The following is a 23,579-nucleotide window of genomic DNA, read 5'->3' as shown; positions in this document are numbered from 1 at the left end:
ATGATGACCCGGGCCGTTCATCGCAGGCCCGACGCCGCGGCGCTTGTCAGTGGCCGCACCACTGGTCTTCGCAGGGAATGCCGTCGCCATCGCCGTCGCTGAGCGTGCCCGCGCAGTGGTGCAGGAACCACTTCGCCTCTTCGCACGAGGTCATTTCCGGGCAACGGCTCCGCCCATCGCAGCGGAAGGCCGGCTGCGGATCGACGATCGAAGGCGCGGACGACGGTGCCAGCGCCGGCGCCGGCGCCGAAATCGCTTCGGGCACGGCGGCCGGCACCTCGCTGCGTCCGAAGTACCAGCCGAGTGCGGAGCCCACCGTCAGCACAAGGATCACCGGCACCGCGCTGCGGCTTTTCCGCGACGGGCGCGTGCGGTCGCGCGTGTAGGTCTGTGCATGCAGGCGTGTGCTCGTGCGTGCAGGCGCGTACGCGGGGCGCTGCGCCTGCGCATGCGCCGAGGATGCGCGCGGCGTTGCGGGCGGTGGCGGACGCATGAAATCCGTCGGCGGCACCGGCACGTCCCAAGTGATCGCGTGGCCCTGCTTGCGGCCGTCGCTGCCGGTGCGGATCTCGAACGACAGCGGGTCGCCCATCTGCGGGCGCCGGCCGCTGCGCGGGAATTCCGAGATGTGCACGAACACCTCGACGCCGCTCTCGCGCGTGCGCGCGAAGCCGAAGCCGCGGTCGTCGTTCCATTTCACGAGCGTGCCCTGGGTGCGCATCGTGGTCGTCTCCCGTCCGTGGGTCAGTGATCCGCGAGGTCCTTCGCGTAGAACGTGTTGCAGCCGCCGTGGCCGGTGGCGCCGAGCGCCGCGTCGATGCGGCGGAAGCCGCTGCGTTCGTACAGCCGCATCGCCGCGTCCATGCCGGTGAGCGTTTCGAGATAGCAGCGGCGGAAGCCGAAATCGCGCGCGGCGTCGAGGCAGCGCGCCATCAGCGCGGCGCCGGCGCCGAGCCCGCGCAGGCTCGGCAGGAAATACATCTTGCGCAGTTCGCAGGTGTCGGCGTCGCCGCCGGTCAGGGGCGCGACACCGCCGCCGCCTTCGACCGTGCCGTCGCGCTCGACCACGAAATACGCCGAACGCGGCGCGGCGTAGGCGCGCGTCATCCAGTCGACTTCCGGATCGCTGATCGCGAAGCCGCAGCCGGTGGCGCCGAACTCGGGCATGACCGTGCGGATGATCGCGGCGATGGCCGCGTCGTCGGGGGGTTCGATCGGGCGGATGACGAGCGTCGTCATGAGGCGGACGGTTCGGAGGAGTGGATGGGCATTGTCATGCCGGGGAAAGTCGCGGCAGCGTCACGCGCGAACGTGTACAGGCCCAGCCCCCAGGTCGCAGTGAGGATCAGGCGCATGCTCCACGTCCCGAGCGGCGAACCAGCGGCCCGGTGCAGGGCGTAGCCCAGGGCGATGAGCACCAAGAGGAACACGAGTGCCGGCACGATCTGACGCAACGACCACTCCGCCTTGGGCAATGGAGGTGCGGGGCGAATCCAGATCGCGAGCAGGAAGGGCACGGACCACAATGACGGAATGTCGCTCAGCATCGCGACCACGTACCACATGCACCACGCGACTATCGCGATCGAGAAACGCAACTGGTGCCGGATCGCCGGCGTCCACGCGAAGCGCATCAATGCGCCTCCGGTCGCAGCATCCCCGTCTGTGCGAGGCGTCGCGCGAATTCTTCCGGCATCAGGCCGGGCGCGAACAGGAAGCCCTGCGCGATCGGCACGCCGAGGCGCAGCAGGAACTGGCGCTGGGCCTCGGACTCCACGCCCTCGGCGACGAGGCCGAGGTTGAGGCTGCGGGCGATGCCGACCACGGCCTGGCAGACGGCGACGTCGGACGGATTGGTCGGCACGCCGCCGACGAACAGCTGGCTGAGCTTGAGGCCGTGGATCGGCAGCCGGCGCAGGTAGTTCAGCGCGCTGTAGCCTTCGCCGAAATCGTCGATGGTCAGCATCACGCCCATCTCGCGCAGGTCGGCGAAGGTGCGCAGCGTGTCGGGCGCGTCCTCGATCAGCACGCGCTCGGTGAATTCCAGTTCGATCGCGGCGCCGGGCAGCCCGAATTCGTCGAGCAGCTTGCGCACGGTTTCGGCGAGGTCCTCGCCGACGAACTGGCGGTAGGACACGTTCACCGCCACGCGCACGATGCCGAGGCCGGCGTCGCGCCACGCGGCGACCTGGCGGCAGGCCTCGCGCAGCACCCAGTGGCCGATGCGGACGATGTCGCCGGTGGTCTCGGCGTGGCTGATGAAGCGGTCGGGCCGCAGTTCGCCCAGCAGGTGGTTCTGCCAGCGGATCAGCGCCTCGGCGGCGACGATGCGGCCGCTGAGCAGGTCGACCTGCGGCTGGTAGGCGAGGTGGAACTCGCCGTTGTCCGCGGCGCGACGCAGGTGCGTCTCCATCCACAGCCGGTCGGCCTGGCTCTGCGCCAACGCCGGGGTGAACGCCTGCCACGCGTTGTGCGAGCGGCGCTTGCTGTCGTACATCGCGGCGTCGGCATTCTGGATCAGCGCCTGCGGGCGCTCGCCGTCGGCGGGCGCGCGGGCGATGCCGATGCTCGCGGTGATCGCGAATTCCTCGTTGTCGAAGCGGAAGGTGTCCGACAGTTCGCGCAGGATCGCCTCGGCGATGCGTTCGGGGCGCTTGTCGTCGTCGGCCAGCGCGCAGACGACGAGGAATTCGTCGCCGCCGAAGCGCGCGACCAGGCCTTCGCCGGCGACCGCGCGCGAGATGCGCTGCGCGGCCGAGGCCAGCAGTTCGTCGCCGGCGGCGTGGCCCAGCACGTCGTTGATCACCTTGAAGCGGTCGAGGTCGACGTACAGCACCGCGACCTCGGCCAGCGCCGCGTCGCGCATGCGCAGGTCGAGTTCGCCCAGGATCGCGTCGCGGTTGAGCAGGCCGGTGAGCGGGTCGGTGCGCGCCTGCACGCGCAGGGTTTCCTCGGCCTGCTTGCGTTCGGTGATGTCCTGCAGCGTGCCGACGATGCGCGAGGTGCCGGGGTCGCCGCTGTCGGCCTCGCCGATCACGCGCACCCAGCCGCCGCGGTGGTCGCTGCGCAGGCTCTGGAGTTCGAGGTCGAAGCTGCCGCCGTTCTCGATCAGGCGGTCGACCGCCACGCGCAGGCGGCCGCGGTCGGCGGGCACCATGCCGGCGATCATGTCGCCGATGGTCTGCGGCACCGGGCTGCGGCCGAGGATGCGCTGCGCTTCCTGGGTGAGGTACAGCCGCTGGCGGCCGCGGTCCCATTCCCAGCCGCCGATGTGGGCCAGGCCCTGCGCGCGGTCGAACAGCACGTTGTCGCGCTTGAGCGTGGTGACGTCGCTGAACACCGCGAACACGTACTGCGGCGTGGTGCCGTCGGCCTCGAACACCGGCACGGTGGTCACCGAGATCCACGACATGCGCTGGTGGGTCACGTTGAACAGGCCGACCACGCTGTTGCTGATGACCTGCGCCTGCTCCAGCGCGCGGGTGGTGGGCCAGTCGTGGAAGCCCAGCGGCTGGCCGCGGGCGTCGACCACCTTCCAGTGCTCGGGCAGCAGCAGCGTGTGCAGGCTCTGGCCCACCTCGGCGCCGATCGCGCGATGCGCGGCCGGGTTCGCTGAGATCACGTGCATCTCGCGGTCGAACAGGATCACGCCGACGTCGATCGCTTCCAGCAGCAGCCGGTAGCGGCCTTCGGCCTGCCAGCGCGCGCTGAGGTCGCGGGCCACCGCGACCATGTGCGTCTCGCCCTTGTACTCGAAGCCGGCGGTGTGCACCTCGACCGGGAAGCGGCTGCCGTCGCCGCGCATGTTCGCGACCTCGACCACGTAGGTCTCGCCGCGGCGCAGTGCGGCCCAGACCGGTTCCAGGTGGTCCTTCGGCAGGTCCGGGTTGAGCACTTCGATCGGCTGGCCGACGATCTCCTCGCGCTTGCGGCGGTACGCGGCCATGCCGGCCTTGTTGAGGTCGAGCACGGTGCCGTTCCAGTCGAGGATGCTGACCGGATCGGGCACGGCGTCGAACAGCGCGGTGTAGCGCAGGCGTTCGGATTCGGTTTCGTCGATGGCGCTGCGCAGCGCCGCGTGCGCGCGTTCGATCAGCGCGCGGGTGTCGGCGTCGAGCGTGGTGTCCCGGCGGGCGCGGTCCAGTGCGGCCAGCGTGTCCGCCTGGTCGGCGGAAACGGGGGGCGGCGCGGACGCGGGCCGGGCGTCGTTCACGGGGCCGGGTCCTGCGCCGACGCCTGCAGCGCCCGGCCGACCTTGCTGCCGCTGTCGCGCCCCAGCAGCCGCGACAGCCAGCGTCCGGTGTCGGCGAGCGCGGGCAGGTCGACGCCGGTGGCGAAGCCCATGCCGTGCAGCAGGTAGACCACGTCCTCGGTCGCGACGTTGCCGCTGGCGCCCTTCGCGTACGGGCAGCCGCCGGTGCCGGACACCGCGGCGTCGACCACGCGCACGCCGGCGTCGAGGCAGGCGTGGAGGTTCGCCAGCGCCTGGCCGTAGGTGTCGTGGAAGTGCACGGCGAGCGCGGCCATCGGCACTTCGCCGGCCACGGCGCGCAGCATCGCCGCGGCCTTGCCCGGGGTGCCGACGCCGATCGTGTCGCCGAGGGAAATCTCGTAGCAGCCCATGGCGTGCAGGGCGCGCGCGACGCGGACCACGTCGGCCAGCGGCACCTCGCCCTGGTACGGGCAACCGAGCACGGTGGAGACGTAGCCGCGCACCGCGACGCCGTCGGCGCGGGCGCGCTCGATCACCGGCGCGAAGCGCGCCAGCGATTCGGCGATGGTCGCGTTGATGTTGCGCTGGTTGAACGCCTCGGACGCGGCGGTGAACACCGCGATCTCGTCCACGCCCACGGCGCGGGCGCGTTCGTAGCCCTGTTCGTTCGGCACCAGCACGGGATAGCGCACGCCGGGGCGCTTGGCGATGCCGACGTAGACCTCGGCGGCGTCGGCCAGCTGCGGCACCCATTTCGGGCTGACGAAACTGGTGGCCTCGATGCTGGACAGGCCGGTGGCGGAGAGGCGGTCGATCAGTTCGATCTTGGCCGCGGCCGGAACCAGGGTCTTCTCGTTCTGCAGCCCGTCGCGCGGGCCGACCTCGACGATGCGGACGGCGTCGGTCATGGCGCGTCCCCGGATGCGACCCGGCGCAGCGCCATCACGCGTTCGGGCGTCGGCTCGCGGTACAGCGCGTCGCCCTTCCGGCGCAGCAGGGCGGCGATCGCGTCGCGTTCGCCGGCGAGGTAGACGGAACGGTGGTCGAACATCGAGGGTGCGGCCTGCTTCGTCGCCGGATCGATCGGCGCATCGGTGTGGACGGTGATGCCGTCGCCGCCGACGGTCTGGGCGACCTCGACGTTCGCGGACCAGAGCTGCAGGCGGTCGCCGTCGAGCCGGTAGCGGTACAGCTCGACCCGCGTCTTCGGCCAGGTCTCGACGACGTGGCCCGCGGTGTCGGTCACGGCCTTGGCGTCGTCGGCACTGACCGCGATGTAGTGGTCGCCGTCGAAATCGAAGGTCGAGAAATGCTGGGTGTCCGGTCCGCCCGCGCCGTTCGGGGCGGACAGCACGCATTCGGCGGAGGCGACCAGCGGCTTGTCGCCCGGCCCGATGTCGCCGCTCTCGGGCAGCCAGGCGCCGGCGAGGGCGGCATCGCAGCCCATCGTCGCCACCGGCGCGACCTCGAACGACACGCAGCCGGCCAGCGGCAGCGCCAGCAGCGCGAGAGCGGCCAGCCGCAGGCGCAGGGTCATGACGCCAGCACCACCAGTGCGGCGTCGGCCTCGACGAAATCGCCGGCGGCCACGCGCACTTCGGCGACCGTGCCGGCGCGCGGGGCCTTCAGCGTCAACTCCATCTTCATCGCTTCCATCACCAGCAGTTCCTGGCCTTCTTCGACTTGGTCCCCGACCTGTGCGCGGATCAGCACGATCCGTCCCGGCATCGGCGCCAGCGCGCGATCCCCGGCGCCGGCGGCCTCGGCATCGGCGGGGCGATACGCCGGCACCCGCACGAAGCGCCAGCGGCGTTCCCCGTCGTGCACGTCCATCCGGGAGGATGCGACGGAACCGGCGTCGGCGTCCAGCCGCAGGCGGAAGCCTTCTCCATCGAAACGCGCGGAGAGCGCGCCATCGGCCTCGATCCGCGCGCCGCGCACCTCGATGCGGCCATCGGCATCGTCGATCGCGTAGTCGCCGGCGCTGCCGCGCACGGTCAGCGTGTGCGCCTGCGTGCCGTCGTCCAGCACCAGCCGGCGCTGCCCGGCATGGCCCAGGCGCCAGCCGTCGGCCAACGCCCACGGCGAGGTGGGATCGCCGCTTCCGGCGGCCTGCGCGCGGGTCGAGGCTTCCTCGCGCAGCAGCAGCGCGGTCGCCGCGGCGGCGCGCGCGCGACGCGCCTGCGCCGGCGGCGCGGGCTTCGGCATGAAGTCGTCCAGCGCGCGATCGAGCGTGCCGGTGTCGATGGTCGCGTCGACCACCGCGGGATGGCGGATCAGGCGTTCGAGGAAGGCGACGTTCGACTTCGGCCCGTCGATCGCGCACTGCGCCAGCGCCTCGCGCAGGCGGGCGAGGGCGCGCGGGCGATCCGCGTCCCACACGATCAGCTTGGCGATCATCGGGTCGTAGAAGATCGTGACCGTGTCGCCTTCGATCACGCCGCCGTCCAGCCGCACGTGCGCCGACGGCGCGGGCAGGCGCAGGCGCGTCAGCTTGCCGGAGCCGGGCAGGAAGCCGGCTTCGGGATCTTCAGCGTACAGCCGCACTTCGATGGCATGGCCGTGGCGCGCGATGGCGTCCTGCGCCAGCGGCAGCGGTTCGCCGGCGGCGACGCGCAGCTGCCATTCGACGAGATCGAGTCCCGTCACGTACTCGGTGACCGGATGTTCGACCTGCAGGCGCGTGTTGATCTCCATGAAGTAGAAGCCGCCCGGCTTTCCATCGGCATCCTGGCCGACGATGAATTCGACCGTGCCCGCGTTCTGGTAGTCGATCGCGCGCCCGGCCTGCACGGCAGCCGCGCCCATCGCCGCGCGCAGTTCCGGCGTGAGGAAGGGCGAGGGCGACTCCTCCAGCACCTTCTGGTAGCGGCGCTGCGCCGAGCATTCGCGCTCGTTGAGGTGGATGACCTCTCCGTGCGCGTCGCCGAAGATCTGGATCTCGATGTGGCGCGGCTTCTCGACGTAGCGCTCCAGCAGCACGCGGTCGCGGCCGAAGGCGTTGCGCGCCTCGCGCTGGCAGCTTTCGAGGTTCGGCAGGAACTCCGCGCTGCCGCGCACGATGCGCATGCCCTTGCCGCCGCCGCCGTGCGCGGCCTTGATCATCAGCGGATAGCCGATCGCGTCGGCCTCGCGCTGCAGCAGCTCGGGCGACTGGTCCTCGCCGGTGTAGCCCGGTACCACCGGCACGCCGGCGGCCTGCATCAACTGCTTCGCGCCGGCCTTGCTGCCCATCTTGCGCATCGACCCCGCCTTCGGGCCGATGAAGACGACGCCCGCGGCTTCCACCGCGTCGGCGAAGTCCGCGTTCTCGCTGAGGAAGCCGTAACCCGGATGGATGGCCTGCGCACCGGTGCGCAGCGCCGCGTCGAGGATGACGTCGCCGCACAGATAGCTTTCCTGCGGCCGCGCGCCGCCGATGTGCACGGCCTCGTCGGCCTGGCGCACGTGCTGCGCGTCGGCATCGGCGTCGGAATACACCGCGACCGTGCGGATGCCCAGCCGGCGGCAGGTACGGATCACGCGACAGGCGATTTCGCCGCGGTTGGCGATGAGGATCTTGGAGAACATCAGGTCCCGCTCTTGCTGTGGGCGCTGTCGGTGCGAACGCGCGGATTGAGGTTGCCGGTGTCGTCTCCCTCCCCTTCAAGGGGAGGGCCGGGGTGGGGATGGGTTTGCTTCAGCCGCGTGATGGCGCGTGTGATTTCGTCGGCGACGGCAATCCCATTCGTGAGTACGTCGTGGTTCCAGAACCTCAGCACGGTGAACCCGCTGTCGCGCAGCAGCGCGTCGCGTCGTGCGTCGGCGGCGGAGTCGACATGCTGGCCGCCGTCGACTTCGATCACGAGCCGGAGTTCGAGATTGACGAAGTCGAGGATGTAGTCGCCGTACGGATGCTGCCGCCGGAACTTGCAGCCTTCCAGTTGTCTGCCTCGCAACAGGTGCCACAGCGCGTTTTCGGCGTCCGTCATGCGTTTGCGCAGCGTGCGTTGCAGCTTCGGAATGCGGATGCGGTCGTTGGCCTGTCCTTCCATGTCATCGCCTCCATGCCGGCACCATCCAGCCACGATGTGCCGGGTTTCAGGCCTTCGCGCCGCCGACCCCATCCCCACCCAAACCCTCCCCTTGAAGGGGAGGGCTTCGAGAGCCCGGGCGACGTTCGCGGTCGGGCTCACTCGCCGTCCCAGTAGTCGAGGCCGTCGGCGGCGCGGCCGAGGGTGCGGAAAGCGCCGGGCGGCATGCCGCTCATGGCGAGGAACTTGCCGGAGTCGGGGTATTCGCAGATTTCCGGGAAGTCCATGGTGCTGACCGCGAGGTAGCGCAGGTCGACGCTGCCGGTGTTGAACAACTGGTGCCCGGTCTCCGGGCCGCCGGGCGGGCAGGCGATGACGTCGCCGGCGCGCACCGGATGCACGGCGTCGCCGAGGCGCAGTTCGCCGGTGCCGTCGAGGATGAAGAACATCTCCTCGTTGACGTAGTGCGAATGCTTCGGGAACGCGGCCTTGCCCGGTGCGACGATGGTGAGGTTGTAGCCGAGCCGGCGCGCGCCGACCTTCGGTCCGATCGGCCCGATGCGGCCGCCGAAGCGCTCGGCGGGCATGCGGTCGCTGCCGCGCTGGCGCGAGCGTTCGGCCAGGTCGATCGTCTCGACGTCGGCGATGTTGAGGATGGGCGCGGTCATGGTCATTCCGGAGCGTGGCACACGGCTTCGACGTTGTGGCCGTCCGGATCCAGCACGAACGCGCCGTAGTAGTGCGGGTGGTAGTGCGGACGCAGGCCGGGCGCGCCGTTGTCGGTGCCGCCGGCGGCGAGCGCCGCGGCGTGGAAGGCGTCGACCTCGGCGCGGGTCTTCGCGGTGAACGCGATGTGCATGCCGTGGCCCGATCCGCCGCTGCCGGTGCCGACCCAGAACTGCGGGCGGCCGCCTTCCGTGCCGAAGCCGCAGCCTGCGTAGCCGCCGGTCATTTCGCGGGTCACGTCCATGCGCACGCCGATGCCCAGCGGGGCGAGCGCGCGTTCGTAGAAGGCGCGGCTGCGGGGGTAGTCGGCGACGGCGAACCCGAGGTGGTCGAGCATGGCGGCGTGGCTCCGGTCGAGGCGGGTGCGGGCGTCAGGGCGCCCAGGCGGGCTTGCGCTTCTCCAAGAAGGCGCCGATGCCTTCCTGGCCTTCGCGCGAGACCCGCAGGCGCGCGATCAGGTCGGCGTTGTCCTTGCCGAGCCTGTCGCGGTCGTGGCCGGTGGCGACCCGGCGCACCAGCGCCTTGGCCTCGCTGGCGGCGTACGGGCCGGCGCGCAGCAGCAGGTCGAGCTGGCGGGTCACGGCCTCGTCCAGCGCGTCGGCGGGCACGACCGCGTGCAGCAGACCGATGCGCAGGGCCTCGGCGGCGTCGAAGGTCTCGGCGGTGGCGAACCAGCGCCGCGCCTGGCGCGCGCCGATGGCGTCGATCACGTAGGGCGAGATGACGGCCGGCAGCAGGCCGAGGCGGCTTTCGGTCAGGCCGAACTTCGCCTCGGGCACGCCGATGGCGATGTCGCAGCAGGCGATCAGCCCCACGCCGCCGCCGAACGCGGCACCGTGCACGCGGGCGAGGGTGGGATGCGGCAGTTCGTCCAGCACCCGCATCAGCCGGGCGAGGGCGAGGGCGTCGGTGCGGTTCTCGTCCTCGGTGGCCGAGGCCATCGCGCGCATCCAGTTCAGGTCGGCGCCGGCGGAGAAGCTGGTGCCGGCGGCTTCCAGCACCACCGCGCGCACCGAGCGGTCCTCGCCGAGGGCGATCAGCGCCGCGGTCAGGGCGCCGATCAGGTCGGCATCGAAGGCGTTGTGCAGGTCCGGGCGGTGCAGGCGGAGCCGGACGACCGGGCCATTGCGGTGGTGTTGCAGCGAATCGGACATGCGTCGCGGCTCTCCTTGGCGATGCGCCGCATGATATCCGCTGACCCGGTGGGGGCGGTCATCCACGGCAACAGGCCGCGGCGGCGGCAGGCGTGGCCGCCGCGGGCCCTTCATGTCCGGAATTTGACCCGGATCGGTTTGCAGACAGGGACGCTGGTATAGAATGAGAACAATTCCTATTTGGGGGCAGGCGTGACGCTGACCGAACTGCAGCCCCGGACCGTCGCGGTGATCGACGCCGTGCAGGACCAGGGCCCGAACGACGCCATCGCGCGCCGCCTGCGCGAGCTGGGCTTCGTCGCGGGCGAGCCGGTGTCGGTGGTCGCGGCCGGGCCGTTCGGCGCCGAGCCGCTGCTGGTGCAGATCGGCTTCACCCGCTTCGCCCTGCGCCGCGCCGAGGCCGCGCGCGTCCAGCTGCGCAAGGCCGTCGCGCCATGAACGCCGCCGCGTCAACGCTGCGCCTGGCGCTGGTCGGGAACCCCAATTGCGGCAAGACGGCGCTGTTCAACCTGCTGACCGGCAGCCGCCAGAAGGTGGCGAACTACGCCGGCGTCACCGTGGAGCGCAAGGAAGGCCGGATGCAGTCGCCGTCGGGCCGCAGCTTCGTGTTGCTGGACCTGCCCGGTGCCTACAGCCTGAACGCCGCCAGCCTCGACGAAGCCGTCACCCGCGACGTCTGCCGCGGCTTCTATCCGGGCGAGCCGGCGCCGGACGTGCTGGTCTGCGTGGTCGACGCCACCAACCTGCGCCTGCACCTGCGCTTTGCGCTGGAAGTGCGCGAACTGGGCCGGCCGATGGTGCTGGCGGTGAACATGATGGACGCCGCGCGGCGCCGCGGCATCGACATCGACCTGGACGTGCTGCGTCGCGAACTGGGCGTGCCGGTGGTCGAGACCGTGGCCGTGCATCGCGACGGCGGCCGCGCGCTGGTCGCGCAGCTCGACGCGATGGCCGAACGGCCGCATCCGCCGGAGCAGCGCCTGGCCGGGGACACCGATCCCCACGCCGAGACCCGCCGCCTGCTGGAACTCGCGGTGCGCATGCCCAGCCGCACCGCGCGCATCGACGACGCGCTGGATCGCTGGCTGCTGCATCCGGTGTTCGGGCTGCTGGCGCTCGCGCTGGTGATGTTCCTGATCTTCCAGGCGGTGTACGCCTGGGCGACGCCGCTGATGGACGGCATCGACGCCGGCATCGCCTGGCTGGGCGCGCGCGTCGGCGCGACGATGCCCGAGGGGCCGCTGAAGAGCCTCATGGTCGACGGCGTGATCGCCGGCCTCGGCGGCGTGATCGTGTTCCTGCCGCAGATCCTCATCCTCTTTGCCTTCATCCTGGCGCTGGAGGAATCCGGCTACCTGCCGCGTGCGGCGTTCCTGCTCGACCGGATGATGTTCAAGGCCGGCCTGTCCGGGCGCAGCTTCATCCCGCTGCTGTCCAGCTTTGCTTGCGCGGTGCCGGGCATCATGGCGACGCGCAGCATCCAGGACCCGCGCGACCGCCTCGCCACGATCCTCGTCGCGCCGTTGATGACCTGCTCGGCGCGGCTGCCGGTGTATGCGCTGCTGATCGGCGCGTTCATCCCGCGGCGCGAAGTCGCCGGCGTACTCAACCTGCAGGGGCTGGTGCTGTTCGGCCTGTACGCGGCGGGTGTGGGCAGTGCGCTGATCGTCACCTGGCTGATGAAGCGCTGGCGGCGCGATCGCGGCGAGCACGCGCTGCTGCTGGAACTGCCGTCGTATCGTGTGCCGCAGGTGCGCGATCTCGCGATCGGGCTGTGGGAGCGCGCAGCGATCTTCCTCAAGCGTGTCGGCGGCATCATCCTCGCGCTGACCATCCTGCTGTGGTTCCTGCTGTCGTTCCCGGCGCCGCCGGCGGGCGCGGCCGGCCCGGCAATCGACTACAGCTTCGCCGGCCGCATCGGCCACGCGATGACCGTGGTGTTCGCGCCGCTGGGCTTCGACTGGCGCATCTGCATCGCGCTGATCCCGGGCCTCGCGGCACGCGAAGTCGCGGTGTCCTCGCTCGCCACCGTGTACGCGCTGTCCGCCACCGACGACACCGCGGCCGCGCAGGCGCTGTCGCCGCTGATCGCGCAGGACTGGTCGCTGGCGACCGCGCTGTCGCTGCTGGTCTGGTACATCTACGCGCCGATGTGCGTGTCGACGCTGGCGACGATCAAGCGCGAGACGCATTCGTGGAAGCAGGTGGGCATCACCGCCGGCTACCTGTTCGGGCTGGCGTACGTCATGTCGCTGCTGACGTACCAGATCGCCGTCGCGCTCGGCGCGGGGTGAACGCGATGACCGCCTCGCTCGCCGTGCAGTACGCGATCATCGCGATCGCCGTGCTGGTCAGCGCGTGGGTCGTGTTCCGCAAGCAGGCGCCCGGTGCCGCGCGCCGCCTGCGCATCGCGCTGGCACTGCCGCTGGTGCGCGAGGGCCGCCCCGCATGGCTGCGCACGATCGGCAAACGGATCGCGCCGGTGCCGAAGGCCGCCGCCGGCTGCGCCGGTTGCGACGCCTGCGACGACGGCAAGGGCTGATCACCGCTTCGGTTGCCTCGGTAGAGCGGCCTTCAGGCCGCTGTCTTTCCCGGATGCCATGAAGAGCAGCGGCCTGAAGGCCGCTCTACCGGTTTGCCGATGACGGACGCAGTCCACCTTTCCGGATACGGGGTAGCGGAGCTTCGCTCCGCTCTACGGGAACGACCGTTGCAACGGTCCCGCGCTCAATGCTTCCGCGGCTTTGTGCCCTTGGCCTCGAACACTTCCACCGCGAGGCTGAAGCTGCGTTCGTCGCCGGCGTGCATCGCGCCGACGCCGACGACCTTGCGCGCGATTTCCTGGCCGCGGGCGTCGCGGATCACCACGACGACCGAGTATTCCCAGGCCTCGCCGTCGGCGGGATGGCGGATGGTGCCTTCCACGTGCAGCGGCACCTGCGCCGGCGTCGCCGGGCGGGCGTCGCTGTCGTAGCGCAGGTAATGCTTGCACGCCGGGCAGACGACCGACGTTTCGAGGATCGTCGCCTTGCAGTGCGGGCACTCGCGGGTGGCACCCGCGGTGCCGGGTCGGGGGGGCTGGCTCACGGCCGGGCCGCTCAGCCTTCGGCGGCGTCGGCCTTGGCGTCCGGCTTCGGCGCGCTGGTGCTTTCCCAGCCGCAGTCGACGTGGCCGCGGATCTTGGCGCCGGCGGCGACGGTCAGCGTGCCGGCCTTGGTGTCGCCGATCAGCACCGCCGTTTCCAGCAGTTCGACGCGCGCGGCCGATTCGATGTTGCCTTCCAGTTCGCCCGCGACGATGACCTTCTTCGCGCGCACGCCGCCGTTGAGCTTGGCGCCGCGCTCCAGCGACAGGTCGCCCTGCACGTTGACGTCGCCCTTGAAGCGGCCGGCGATGCGGACGTGGCCGGAGCCTTCGATCTTGCCTTCGATGGTCAGGTCGGCGGCGATCAGCGACTCCTTGGTGGCCGGCGCGGGCGCCGCGGCGGTCGCACCGGCGCGCGGGAAGGTGGCCGGCGCGAAGTCGGTGTTGGCGGTGGGCGGGGGCGTCGCTTCGCGCGCGGCGAAGCTGGGCGTCTCGGCGTCCTTCTTGCTCGAGCCGGACTGGAAGATGGCCATGGGGGTGGTTCCGGTGATGCCGACGGCGCGCGGCGGGGGCCTCACCATAGCCGCCGCGAAGCTGTACCGCTGTGACTGGCGCAGCAGAACGATAGGCGGCGTCGTTCAGCGGGGCGCGCGTCGGCGCTGGCGGACGCGGTCGATGCCCCAGAACAGCAGCGCCAGCCCGGCCAGCGCGAGGCAGAAGGGCGGGCCGCCGTCCGCGAAGATCGCCAACAGGCTGAACGTCCCCACGCCCACCAGCAGCAGCACCAGTCGCAGCAGGCCCCAGCCCGCGTGCGCATCCCAGTCGATGTGCGGCAGCAGCGCGCCGTTGCGGGCCGACTGCCGGCGGATCGCCACGATCGTCGCGAACAGCACGATCGCGATCGCCGCGGCATCCACGGTCCGGCCGAGGCTGATGCCGATGCCCAGCAGCGCCAGCAGCGGCACCGCGGCGCGATGCAGCCCGCGGAGCAGTCCCGGTGGCGGATCGTCTTCCGACTGCCAGCGCACGAAATGGCGGATCGAGGCGTAGCCCAGCCACGTACCGAAGGTCGTGGCCAGCACGCCGCCGCCGATGCCGACGTACAGGCCCCAGCCACCTTCGTCGATCACGATCGGCAGGCTGATCGCCAGCAGCAGCGCGACCACGCCCAGCGCCGCCGCGAGGCAGCGCGAGAACACCAGGAACGTGTGTGGCCACGACCAGCGCGTCTCGTCGGCCGCCTGCCGCCAGAAGCGCAGCGCGCGCGGATCGAAGCGGTCACCCGGGGCATCGCCGAGCTGCTCGACCGCGTTCGCCACTTCGGCCACGCGTTGCCGCGACAGCACGTTGCGGAACAGCCGCCACCACGACCAGCGCCGGAGCAGTTCGGGATGGCGCGCGGCCGCCAGCTGCGCCACCACTTTCTCGCGCTGCCGCTGTTCCAGCTTCGCGCGTGCGGCGGTCGTGCGCGCCGCGCCGTAGACCGGCCAGCCGCGCTTGACCGGAATCTCGATTGCCGCGTCGCCGGCCAGATCGCGCGCGACGCTCCAGGCCTCGTGCAGCGTCGTGCGCAGTTGCTGCACCACCAGCGGGTCGTAGCCGCTGTGCACATCGTCGATGGCGAAGAACGCGACGATCACGTCGAACTGCACCTCGGGCACCGGCGGCAGCTGCGTGCGCAGCAGGTCGAACAGGCCGCGGCCGAGCGCCGCCTTGCGCACGATCGACCACAGCGCCGGCTGCGCCCGCAGCCAGGCCTCGAACTCCGCCCGCGTGCCGTTCGCGGCCAGCGTCAGGCAGTCGCGATGGAACCGCGCCGGATCGAGCGGCACCTCGTCCTCGGCCGGCGCGCCGACCGGCTCCGGGGCCGGCGCCAGCGGACTGCTGGCGACCCGCAGGCGGCGCCACGGCGGGGCGTCTTCCGGCGGTGGCGGCGCGGGCGGTGCCTCCGACACCCGCAGCCGCGGCGGCGGTGCGGCGGGCGGCGGCGCCGGATCCGCCATGTCGGCGGCGGGCGTGTCCGCCGCGGGCGGCATGTGATGGATGCGCAGCCGCGCCGGCGCGGGCGGCGGCACGACCTCCTCGTCGTCGTCGTCGACATCGGTTGTGGCCGGGCTCACCCGCAGCCGTGGCGCGGGTGGCAGCGACGGCAACGACGGTTGCAGCGGCGGCGCCTCGAAACGGAACGTCGTGCCGCCCTCGGCGACCGGCGGTGCGACCTCCGTGTCCGGTGCGACGCCGGCTTCCGCGACCGGTTCGGCAGCGGGGCCGGCGGTCGCTTCCACGTGCATGGCGACGCGGGCTTCACCGTCGATCTGCGCCACCGGCGGCGGCACCGGTCGCACCGGCTGCTGCCTCGCCCAGTGCAACGCCGCCTGGTAGGCCTCGTTGAGCCGCTGGAAGCCTTCCGGATCCTCGTCCGGGCGCGTGGTCCTCAGCCGCGCCGCGTACGCGCGCTTGATCGCGCGTTCGTCCGCGTCGGTGCCGAGTCCCAGCAGGCGGAGGGCATGCGGGGTCATGCGTGCGCGAAGAAGCTGGCGATCCGGCTGAGCACGTACAGCCCGACCAGGATGGGCCACAGCGGGATGCCGCCGCCGCTGCTGCGCACGCTGGCGGGGCGGCGCGGGCCGCCGTCGGCGGGGCGGGTCATGATCCGCTCCCAGTCCGGGCCGTCGCGCAGGGCGTTCTCGCGCAGCCGGTGCAGTGCCGCTTCCAGCCGCTGCGTGCGCGGGCTCACGGTGTCGAGGCCGAAGAAGCGCAGCACCTCGTCGAGGTGTTCGCGGCGCAGGGGCGGAACGCCGCCGAGGAAATGCACCAGCGGAACGGCCAGGGCATCCTTCAGCGCCATCGCGTAGAGCGCCTCGTGGCCGACCAGCCAGGCGCGGAACGCGGCCACGGGCTCGCGACCGGCGCGCGCATGCAGTTCGCGGAAGAACGTGTCCATGTCGAACGCGGGCGCCGCGGCGGGGCCGTTCGCCGGGAACGTGCCCGGCACGGGGTTCTGCGTCCGCCAGCGGACGGGCGGGAGCGGCGGCGGGACGGCGGGTGGCCGATCCGTCGTTTCGCCGGCGGGGGCCGCCGACGGCGCGGTACGTGGCAGGTCTTCGACGACGGGCCCGGCCTCCGCCGCGGGAGCCGGCGTTCGCGGATGCGGCGGCGGATCGAGCCGTGGCGGATCGAGCTGCCGTGGATCGAGCTGCTGTGGATCGAGTGGCAGCGGCCTCCGCACCGCGCCGTGCGCGGCGCAGTGCGCCAGCGCCGTCTGGTAGGCCTGGTTGAGCCGCTGGAAGCCTTCCGGATCCTCGTCCGGGCGCGAGGTCTTCAGCCGCGCCGCGTAGGCGCGCTTGATCGCGCGCTCGTCGGCGTCGGGGGCGAGTCCCAGCAGGTGGAAGGCGGTCGGCATGCGTCGGGGATCCGGATCAGCGGTGACCATCCAGCAGACCGGACAGGAGCACCGCGAGGATGATGAGGCCCAGCAGCCAGAGTCCGAAAGTCCCTTCCTTGTGCGGGCGCGGTTTGCGGGCCGGATCGAACTCCAGCCGCGACCAGTCCTGCTGTGAGCCGGTCGTCGGCGGCCGCTGGCCCGCCTGCCACATCGACGTGCCGGAGAGTTCGGCCACGCTGCCCGGGTTCCAGGCCTGCGTTTCCTTCTGCTGCCCGTTCCTGCGCGCCTCGCGCCACCGTGCATGCAGCTCCGCCCGCAGTTCGCGCACGGCGAGGAAATCGTGGCCGGCGTGCAGGTCGTAGTAGCCGAAACATTTGGCCAGCGTTTCGAAGTTGTGGTCGGCGACCGGCGGCCGCTCGTGCGCCATGGTCAGCAACAGTACGCGGCCGCTGCGGGCCTTGCCGTCGAGCGACCACAGCGACGCCTGCGTGTCGAGCCACGCGACCAGCGGCTGGTGGTCCCAGTTCGCGGCGAGCCGCAGGCAGTGGGCGATGTCGAACGCCGCGTCTTCCGGCGGCGTCGCGATCGGGTCGGGGAGCGGAGGCGACGGCGCGCGGTGCGGCGTACGCGGGCGCGGCGCGGGCGGTGCGGCCGATGCGGCAGGCGCCTCCTCCGCGGGCGTCGGCGCGGGGAGGCGAACCGGCGGCGCGGTGGCGCGTGCGGCGCAGTGCTCGAGCGCGGCCTGGTAGGCCTCGTTGAGCCGCTGGAAGCCTTCCGGGTCCTCGTCCGGGCGCACGGTCCTCAACTGCGCGGCGTAGGCACGCTTGATCGCGCGCTCGTCGGCGTCGGGCGAGAGGCCGAGGGCCGCGAACGCCCGGTTCATGCGGCTCTCCGGCGTGCGGCGCGCGTCGTCGCGGTGCGCAGGCGGCGCGGGCTCATCCCAGCCTCGCGTAGACGAAGGCCGCGCACAGGCCGATGGCGAGTCGGGGGCCGATGCCGGGATGCAGATCGACGAGCCCGGCGACCGGTCCGATCAGCACGCCGAAGATCGCCAGGGCGACCAGCGTGCGTGCGGCGAGGAATCCTGCGCGCGGCCACGACCACGCGCCGGCGTCGCCCGCCGCCAGCCAGAAGCGCACCTGCGGCGCGGAAACGGTGTCGGGCAGCGCGTCGCCGGTGTCGCAGCCGAGTTCGCTCAGTACGTCCCGCAACCTGCCCGGATAGCCCGGACGCAGCAGGCGCCCGAGATCGCGCCATCCGATCGCGTGCCCGGCCAGCAGGTGCGGGTAGTCGTGTTCGGCGACCTGCGCGATCCAGCGTCCGCGGCGCGCACGCTCGGCGCTTTCGGCCGCGTCCTTGTCCTGCTCCGCGCGCTGTTCCGCACGACGCCGGCGGGCGAGCCGGTGTTCGGCCGCGCCTTCGCTCCACGGCGGCGGATCCGACGGGCGGATGCCGTCGCGGAAGCGTTCGTCGCGGATCTCGATCCACGCATCGTCCATCGCCTCGCGCAGCGCCATCAGCCCGGCGTGATCGAGGCCGGCCTCCACCCGGTCGAAGCCGAAGAACTCGGCCAGCGCATCGAAGTTGGCGCGCGGCATCGGCGGGACCCGTGCCTCGAACACTGCGAGCAGGCGCGGGCGGAAGCGCGGCTTCTCGGCCAGCGACCACCAGACCGGCTGGTCCAGCAGCCATTGCCACAGGTCGGTCGCCGACGCGTGGAACGCCGTGCGCAGCGAGAGATCGATCCACATCTCCGGATCGTCCCACGCCATCTTGCGCCGGTCGAAGAACGGGCGATACGCCGCGGCGGGCGGCGATGCAGGCGCTGGCGTGACCCGCAGGCGCGGTGGCGCGGCCTCGTCGGTCGCGTCCGACGAGGCCGTCGGAATGGGGGCGATCGGGACGATCGGTGCGGGGACGGCGTCGCGCGGCGACATGCCGCGACACTGCGCCAGTGCGGCCTGGTAGGCCTCGTTGAGCCGCTGGAAGCCTTCGGGGTCCTCGTCCGGGCGCGACGTCTTCAGCCGCGTCGCGTAGGCACGCTTGATCGCGCGCTCGTCGGCGTCGGGCGCCAGGCCGAGGGCCGCGAACGCCCACGTCACATCGAGGTTTCCAGCATGTCCAGGGCTTCGGCGAACTGCACGCGCTGGCGCGCGATCAGGCTGTTGTCCTGCGACTCCAGCGCCGAGCGGAAATGCACGATCCATTCCTGCAGGCGATCGCGCTCGTGCAGGTATTCCTCGTACATGCGCTCGGCGCGGGTCAGCAGCGCGATGTTCTCCTGCTGGTCGCGCGGATGCACCTTGAGGTCGGCCAGCGCCGCCAGCCGGGCGCGGATTTCCTCCGGCGTCAGCAGGCCCGGGTTCTGCTCCAGCACCAGTTCGTGCTTGCGCTGGGTGGCGTGCTCGGTCACTTCCACCTGCAGCAGGCCGTTGATGTCGTAGGTGAAGCGCACGGTCACGCTGTTCTCGTCGCGCGAGCGCCGCGGGTCGAGCAGGATGCCGATCTCGCCCAGCTTGATGTTGTTCGCGACCAGCGGGTTCTCGCCCTGGTAGATGTCGATCGTCAGCCGTTCCTGGCGGTCGTGCATCGGCGAGAACGAATCCTCGCGGCTCACCGGCACGGTGCTGTTGCGCAGGATGATCGGGTGGAAGAATCCGGTCTGCACCTGGCCGTTGGCATCGCGCTTGGCGACCTCGGTGCCGAGCGTGTACGGGCAGACGTCGGTGAGGATGATCTCCTCCAGCTTCGCGTCGCGCCGCTTCAGGCCCGAGGCCACCACCGCGCCCAGCGCGATCGCCTGGTCGGGGTTGATGTGGCGCAGCGGCAGCCGCCCGAACATGCGCGACACCAGCCGCGACACCAGCGGCATGCGGCTGGCGCCGCCGACCAGCACGATCTCGTCCAGCTGGTCTGGCTGCAGCCGCGCGTCGCGCATCGCGCGTTCGATCGGCCCGCGCATGCGCTGCACCAGCGGTTCGGCGAGCGATGCGAAGCGCGCCTCGTCGACGGTCCAGTCGTACTGCTTGTCGCCGATCTGCGCCTGGAACGTGCCCTCGCCCGTGCCCAGTTCGCGCTTGAGCTTCTCCATGCGCCGGCGCACCTGCGCCATCTCCGCGGCCTTCAGCGCGCGCGGATTGAGCGAGGCGTCGGCGAGGAAGGCCTCCACCAGCACGTCGAGGAAATCCTCGCCGCCGAGGAAGTTGTCGCCGGCGCTGGCGTGCACTTCGAACACGTTGTCGAAGCATTCCAGGATCGACACGTCGAACGTGCCGCCGCCGAGGTCGAACACCAGGAAGCGGCCTTCGCCCTCGCGGTTCTGCAGACCGTAGGCCAGCGCCGCCGCGGTCGGTTCGTTGATCAGTCGCTCCACGCGCACGCCGGCGATCTCGCCCGCGGCGCGCGTGGCCTTGCGCTGCGCGTCGGAGAAATACGCCGGCACGCTGATCACCGCCTCCTCGACCTTCTCGCCCAGCGCGGCTTCGGCGTCGGCGATCAGCGCGCGCAGCACCAGCGCCGAGAGATCCTCGGGCCGGAACGCGCGGTCGCCGAGGCGCGTTTCGCGCGGCGTGCCCATCCAGCGCTTGAACGCGGCGACGGTGTGCTGCGGATGGCTGATCAGCCGGTCGCGCGCGGCCTGGCCGACGAGGATGCGATCGCCATCCACGCTGACCACCGATGGCGTGAGCAGGTCGCCGAGCGCGTTGGGAAAGAGGACGGGGCCGTCTTCGCGATACGCGCCGACGAGGGAATGCGTGGTGCCGAGGTCGATGCCGACGATCATGGAGGAAAGGTGCTTGGACGGAGTGGGCGGGACGAAGGGGGCAACGGTGACGGCACGGGATCAGGGCGGCGGTGCGTCGCAGGCGCGGAAGTCGCGCACCCGCGACCAGCGCAGCGACAGCGCGCGCGCGCCGGCGAGTTCGCTGTCGTCGATCAGCAGCAGGAGGTCGTCGATGCGCACCTCGGCGGCGGCTTCCCAGCAGGTGGCGTCCGCGAGATCGGCGGGCGGCGCCAGCGCCAGCGTGCCGTCGGGGCGATCGAGCACGATGCGCGCCTGCACGAGCGTCGCCGGTGTGCGCTGCGCAGGCGGGACGACGGAACGTCGGACGGGCAGGAACACCAGCTCCGAGCCGGCATCGGGTTCGTAGCGCACGTGGCCGCGCAGCGTCAGGTGGCCCTGCAGCAGCAGCGCACCGCCGATGCCCAGCGCGTCCGCGCGATCGAGATCGATGCGCTCGCGGCGCGGATCGAGTTCGCGGTAGCCGAGGTCGTCGTCGACCGACAGCCCGCGCGCAGCGACCACGCGCAGGCCGCGCGGCAGCGTCGCATGCAACTGCTTCAGCGCCTTGCCCTCATGGCAGACGGTCATGCCTGCATCGCCCAGACCTTCCAGCGCCTGCGCGAGGCGCGCGCAGGGCGACGGTTCGGCGGCGAGCGCCGATGACGTCATGAAGGCAAGGCACAGGCACAGCATTCGGCGCGCGCGCATCGGACTCTCCTACATCCGGAACACGCCGAAGCGCGCCGGTTCGATCGGGGCATTGAGCGAGGCCGACAGCCCGAGGCCGAGCACGCGGCGGGTGTCGGCGGGATCGATGATGCCGTCGTCCCACAGCCGCGCGGTGGCGTAATACGGGTGGCCCTGGGTTTCGTACTGCGCGCGGATCGGCGCCTTGAAGGCGTCTTCCTCGTCCGCGCTCCAGGCCTTGCCCGCGGCTTCCAGTCCGTCGCGCTTCACCGTCGCCAGCACGCTCGCGGCCTGTTCGCCGCCCATCACGCTGATGCGCGCGTTCGGCCACATCCACAGGAAGCGCGCACCGTAGGCGCGGCCGCACATCGCGTAGTTGCCGGCGCCGAAGCTGCCGCCGATCACCACCGTGAACTTCGGCACGCTGGAGCACGCGACGGCCGTGACCATCTTCGCGCCGTCCTTCGCGATGCCGGCGTTCTCGTACTTGCGGCCGACCATGAAGCCGGTGATGTTCTGCAGGAATACCAGCGGGATGCCGCGCTGGTTGCACAGCTCGATGAAGTGCGCGCCCTTGAGTGCGCTCTCGGCGAACAGGATGCCGTTGTTGGCGACGATGCCGACCGGATAGCCGTGCAGGTGCGCGAAGCCCGTCACCAGCGTCTTCGCGTAGCGCGCCTTGAATTCGTCGAAGTCCGAGCCGTCGACGATGCGCGCGATCACTTCGCGGATGTCGAACGGCCGGCGGGTGTCCTTCGGCACGATGCCGTACAGTTCCTCGGCCGGATACAGCGGCTCGGCGCTCGCGCGCGTCGCCACCGGCACGGTCTTGCGCCGATTGAGGTTGCCGACCAGCGTGCGCGCGATCTGCAACGCGTGGCGGTCGTCCTCGGCGAAATGGTCGGCGACCCCCGAGATGCTGGTGTGCACGTCGGCGCCGCCGAGGGCTTCGGCATCGACCACTTCGCCGGTCGCGGCCTTCACCAGCGGTGGGCCGCCGAGGAAGATCGTGCCCTGTTCCTTCACGATGATGCTTTCGTCGCTCATCGCCGGCACGTAGGCGCCGCCGGCGGTGCAACTGCCCATCACCACCGCGATCTGCGGGATGTTCTCGGCGCTCATCCGCGCCTGGTTGTAGAAGATCCGCCCGAAGTGCTCGCGGTCGGGAAACACCTCGTCCTGCAGCGGCAGGAAGGCACCGCCGGAGTCGACCAGGTAGATGCACGGCAGCTTGTTTTCCTGCGCGACCTGCTGTGCGCGCAGGTGCTTCTTCACCGTCATCGGGAAGTAGGTGCCGCCCTTCACGGTCGCGTCGTTGGCGACGATCACTACCTCGGTGCCCATCACCCGGCCGATGCCGCAGACCATGCCCGCGGCGGGCGCGGCATCGTCGTACATGCCTTCGGCCGCCAGCGGCGCGATCTCGAGGAACGGTGAGCCCGGGTCGAGCAGGGCGTCGATGCGTTCGCGTGCCAGCAGCTTGCCGCGTTCGGTGTGCTTGTTGCGTGCCTTCTCGCCGCCGCCCTCGGCCGCGCGCGCGAGGCGGGCCTCGAGTTCGGCGACCAGCGCCCGGTGGTAGGCCGCGTTGTCGCGGAAGTCCTGGGACTGCGGATCGAGTCGGGTGCTCAGGGCTGGCATGACGCGGCGTGGCTCGTCGACGAGGCCGACAAGAATACCCTGCGTGCGCGGATCGATCGCCGTGACGGATGGGACGGGCGCGACCCGCGATGGAACCGGCCGACGGAACCGGCCGCACGAAAAGACGAAGGCCCGCCGGTGGGCGGGCCTTCGCATCGCCGGGCGCCGCATCCGGCGCCCGGGCGGAACATCACTTCTTCGCTTCGGCCGCAGCAGCGTTGGCCTTGTCGGCGACCGCATCGGCCTTGTCGGCCATCTTGTTGGCGGCGTCGGCCGTCGCGTTGGCGGCGGTCGCGGCGGCATCGGCGGTCGCGGCGGCAGCGGCATCGGCCGCGGCGTCGACCTTGGCGGCGGCTTCACCCGCGGCTTCGCCGGTCGCGGCGGCGGCGGCGTCGACGCTCTGGGTGGCGGCGTTGCCGGCGGCATCGGCGGCTTCGGCCATCTTGTCACCGGCCTGGTCCACCGCGGCCGAGGCTTCGGCGGCTTCGGTCTTGGCGGTGTCGGTTTCGTTCTTGCAGGCGCTCAGCGACAGGGCGAGTGCGCCCGTGGCGAGCAGGACGAGCAGCTTCTGGTTCATGGGTGATTCTCCGGAGGCGGGAATGGACGCCCTGTGCGCGCTTGGCCGGGCCCCTGCATCAAGCCGGCGGCCACGCGTTCGCGATGGGGCAGCCGGATTGTAGCAACGCCCCGGGACGCTGCCGCGGCACGTGCCGAATGCCCGGTGCGCGCGGGCGCGGCAGGCGATTTGCAGGAAGCGGCGGGTGCGGGCGCGCGGCACATCGGGCACGTCCGGCATGCCGTCACGACACGTTTCGGCCGTGTCGGAGGCAAAAAAAGAAGACCCGCCGAAGCGGGTCTTCCGGTAACGCGTTTCCAGGGACTCGCGTCCCGAGGA

General features: G+C 71.6%; 24 protein-coding genes. 3 read left to right on the top strand and 21 right to left on the bottom strand.

Features of this window, described 5'->3' with window-relative positions; all coding sequences use genetic code 11:
• Nucleotides 1-46: 46 nt before the first annotated feature.
• From ACT53Q_RS12245 to ACT53Q_RS12195, 11 genes are all read right to left on the bottom strand, one after another.
• On the bottom strand, nt 47-721 hold the full coding sequence (locus ACT53Q_RS12245) for a cold shock domain-containing protein (RefSeq protein WP_476186932.1): 675 nt from the start codon (nt 719-721) through the stop codon (nt 47-49).
• A gap of 23 nt (nt 722-744) precedes the next feature.
• Entirely contained in the window at nt 745-1,239 is a 495-nt protein-coding gene (locus ACT53Q_RS12240; RefSeq protein WP_476186931.1) for a GNAT family N-acetyltransferase, read from the bottom strand.
• Nucleotides 1,236-1,634: a hypothetical protein gene (locus ACT53Q_RS12235; protein ID WP_476186930.1), complete on the bottom strand. Its 399-nt coding sequence runs from the start codon at nt 1,632-1,634 to the stop codon at nt 1,236-1,238. The genes ACT53Q_RS12240 and ACT53Q_RS12235 overlap by 4 nt, the downstream gene beginning before the upstream one ends.
• A complete protein-coding gene (locus ACT53Q_RS12230; protein WP_476186929.1) occupies nt 1,634-4,213 on the bottom strand; it encodes a sensor domain-containing protein in 2,580 nt (859 codons plus the stop codon). Before ACT53Q_RS12230 ends, ACT53Q_RS12235 begins: the two co-directional genes overlap by 1 nt.
• Complete coding sequence (locus tag ACT53Q_RS12225; protein WP_476186928.1) at nt 4,210-5,121, bottom strand: hydroxymethylglutaryl-CoA lyase; 912 nt, start codon at nt 5,119-5,121, stop codon at nt 4,210-4,212. The genes ACT53Q_RS12230 and ACT53Q_RS12225 overlap by 4 nt, the downstream gene beginning before the upstream one ends.
• Nucleotides 5,118-5,750 (bottom strand): hypothetical protein, encoded by a 633-nt coding sequence (locus ACT53Q_RS12220; protein ID WP_476186927.1) that lies wholly within the window; start codon nt 5,748-5,750, stop codon nt 5,118-5,120. Before ACT53Q_RS12220 ends, ACT53Q_RS12225 begins: the two co-directional genes overlap by 4 nt.
• On the bottom strand, nt 5,747-7,783 hold the full coding sequence (locus ACT53Q_RS12215) for an acetyl/propionyl/methylcrotonyl-CoA carboxylase subunit alpha (RefSeq protein ID WP_476186926.1): 2,037 nt from the start codon (nt 7,781-7,783) through the stop codon (nt 5,747-5,749). The genes ACT53Q_RS12220 and ACT53Q_RS12215 overlap by 4 nt, the downstream gene beginning before the upstream one ends.
• Entirely contained in the window at nt 7,783-8,247 is a 465-nt protein-coding gene (locus ACT53Q_RS12210) for an endonuclease domain-containing protein (RefSeq protein WP_476186925.1), read from the bottom strand. The genes ACT53Q_RS12215 and ACT53Q_RS12210 overlap by 1 nt, the downstream gene beginning before the upstream one ends.
• Nucleotides 8,248-8,384: 137 nt before the next feature.
• Nucleotides 8,385-8,894 carry a cupin domain-containing protein gene (locus ACT53Q_RS12205; protein WP_476186924.1) on the bottom strand — a complete coding sequence of 170 codons (510 nt, stop codon included), beginning with the start codon at nt 8,892-8,894 and terminating at the stop codon, nt 8,385-8,387.
• 2 nt (nt 8,895-8,896) lie between these two features.
• The gene (locus ACT53Q_RS12200; RefSeq protein WP_476186923.1) at nt 8,897-9,289 is read right to left on the bottom strand and encodes a VOC family protein; all 393 of its coding nucleotides are present in this window, start codon (nt 9,287-9,289) and stop codon (nt 8,897-8,899) included.
• Between the two features lie 34 nt (nt 9,290-9,323).
• Nucleotides 9,324-10,106, bottom strand: a complete 783-nt coding sequence (locus ACT53Q_RS12195) for an enoyl-CoA hydratase-related protein (protein ID WP_476186922.1) — start codon at nt 10,104-10,106, stop codon at nt 9,324-9,326.
• A 192-nt stretch (nt 10,107-10,298) separates the two neighbouring features.
• On the opposite strand from ACT53Q_RS12195, the gene ACT53Q_RS12190 reads away from it, so the two are divergent.
• From ACT53Q_RS12190 to ACT53Q_RS12180, 3 genes are read left to right on the top strand one after another with little or no spacing between them, the layout of a single operon-like run.
• Nucleotides 10,299-10,544 (top strand): FeoA family protein, encoded by a 246-nt coding sequence (locus tag ACT53Q_RS12190; protein WP_476186921.1) that lies wholly within the window; start codon nt 10,299-10,301, stop codon nt 10,542-10,544.
• The gene (gene feoB / locus ACT53Q_RS12185) at nt 10,541-12,400 is read left to right on the top strand and encodes a ferrous iron transporter B (RefSeq protein WP_476186920.1); all 1,860 of its coding nucleotides are present in this window, start codon (nt 10,541-10,543) and stop codon (nt 12,398-12,400) included. Before ACT53Q_RS12190 ends, feoB begins: the two co-directional genes overlap by 4 nt.
• Before the next feature lie 5 nt (nt 12,401-12,405).
• Nucleotides 12,406-12,648, top strand: coding sequence for a DUF6587 family protein (locus ACT53Q_RS12180; RefSeq protein ID WP_476186919.1), 243 nt, complete (start codon nt 12,406-12,408; stop codon nt 12,646-12,648).
• Between the two features lie 185 nt (nt 12,649-12,833).
• Here the strand turns inward: ACT53Q_RS12180 and ACT53Q_RS12175 are convergent, their stop codons facing one another.
• The 10 genes from ACT53Q_RS12175 to ACT53Q_RS12130 form a co-directional block, all read right to left on the bottom strand.
• On the bottom strand, nt 12,834-13,193 hold the full coding sequence (locus tag ACT53Q_RS12175; protein WP_476186918.1) for a hypothetical protein: 360 nt from the start codon (nt 13,191-13,193) through the stop codon (nt 12,834-12,836).
• A gap of 11 nt (nt 13,194-13,204) precedes the next feature.
• Entirely contained in the window at nt 13,205-13,723 is a 519-nt protein-coding gene (locus tag ACT53Q_RS12170; protein ID WP_476186917.1) for a bactofilin family protein, read from the bottom strand.
• Between the two features lie 105 nt (nt 13,724-13,828).
• Nucleotides 13,829-15,709: a hypothetical protein gene (locus tag ACT53Q_RS12165; RefSeq protein WP_476186916.1), complete on the bottom strand. Its 1,881-nt coding sequence runs from the start codon at nt 15,707-15,709 to the stop codon at nt 13,829-13,831.
• Nucleotides 15,706-16,593 (bottom strand): hypothetical protein, encoded by an 888-nt coding sequence (locus ACT53Q_RS12160; RefSeq protein ID WP_476186915.1) that lies wholly within the window; start codon nt 16,591-16,593, stop codon nt 15,706-15,708. Before ACT53Q_RS12160 ends, ACT53Q_RS12165 begins: the two co-directional genes overlap by 4 nt.
• Nucleotides 16,594-16,609: 16 nt before the next feature.
• Nucleotides 16,610-17,458, bottom strand: coding sequence for a hypothetical protein (locus tag ACT53Q_RS12155; protein WP_476186914.1), 849 nt, complete (start codon nt 17,456-17,458; stop codon nt 16,610-16,612).
• Between the two features lie 52 nt (nt 17,459-17,510).
• Nucleotides 17,511-18,677, bottom strand: coding sequence for a hypothetical protein (locus ACT53Q_RS12150; RefSeq protein WP_476186913.1), 1,167 nt, complete (start codon nt 18,675-18,677; stop codon nt 17,511-17,513).
• On the bottom strand, nt 18,674-20,359 hold the full coding sequence (locus ACT53Q_RS12145) for an Hsp70 family protein (RefSeq protein WP_476186912.1): 1,686 nt from the start codon (nt 20,357-20,359) through the stop codon (nt 18,674-18,676). The genes ACT53Q_RS12150 and ACT53Q_RS12145 overlap by 4 nt, the downstream gene beginning before the upstream one ends.
• 60 nt (nt 20,360-20,419) lie before the next feature.
• Nucleotides 20,420-21,067 (bottom strand): hypothetical protein, encoded by a 648-nt coding sequence (locus ACT53Q_RS12140; protein WP_476186911.1) that lies wholly within the window; start codon nt 21,065-21,067, stop codon nt 20,420-20,422.
• Nucleotides 21,068-21,076: 9 nt separating this feature from the next.
• Nucleotides 21,077-22,684 (bottom strand): carboxyl transferase domain-containing protein, encoded by a 1,608-nt coding sequence (locus ACT53Q_RS12135; RefSeq protein ID WP_476186910.1) that lies wholly within the window; start codon nt 22,682-22,684, stop codon nt 21,077-21,079.
• 190 nt (nt 22,685-22,874) lie between these two features.
• Nucleotides 22,875-23,261 (bottom strand): hypothetical protein, encoded by a 387-nt coding sequence (locus ACT53Q_RS12130; RefSeq protein ID WP_476186909.1) that lies wholly within the window; start codon nt 23,259-23,261, stop codon nt 22,875-22,877.
• Between the last annotated feature and the right edge of the window lie 318 nt (nt 23,262-23,579).

The sequence above is a fragment of the Lysobacter sp. DMC97 genome (genome assembly GCF_056313745.1).
Note: the sequence above shows the minus strand (reverse complement) of the source record. Positions and strands in the feature narration are given on the sequence as shown.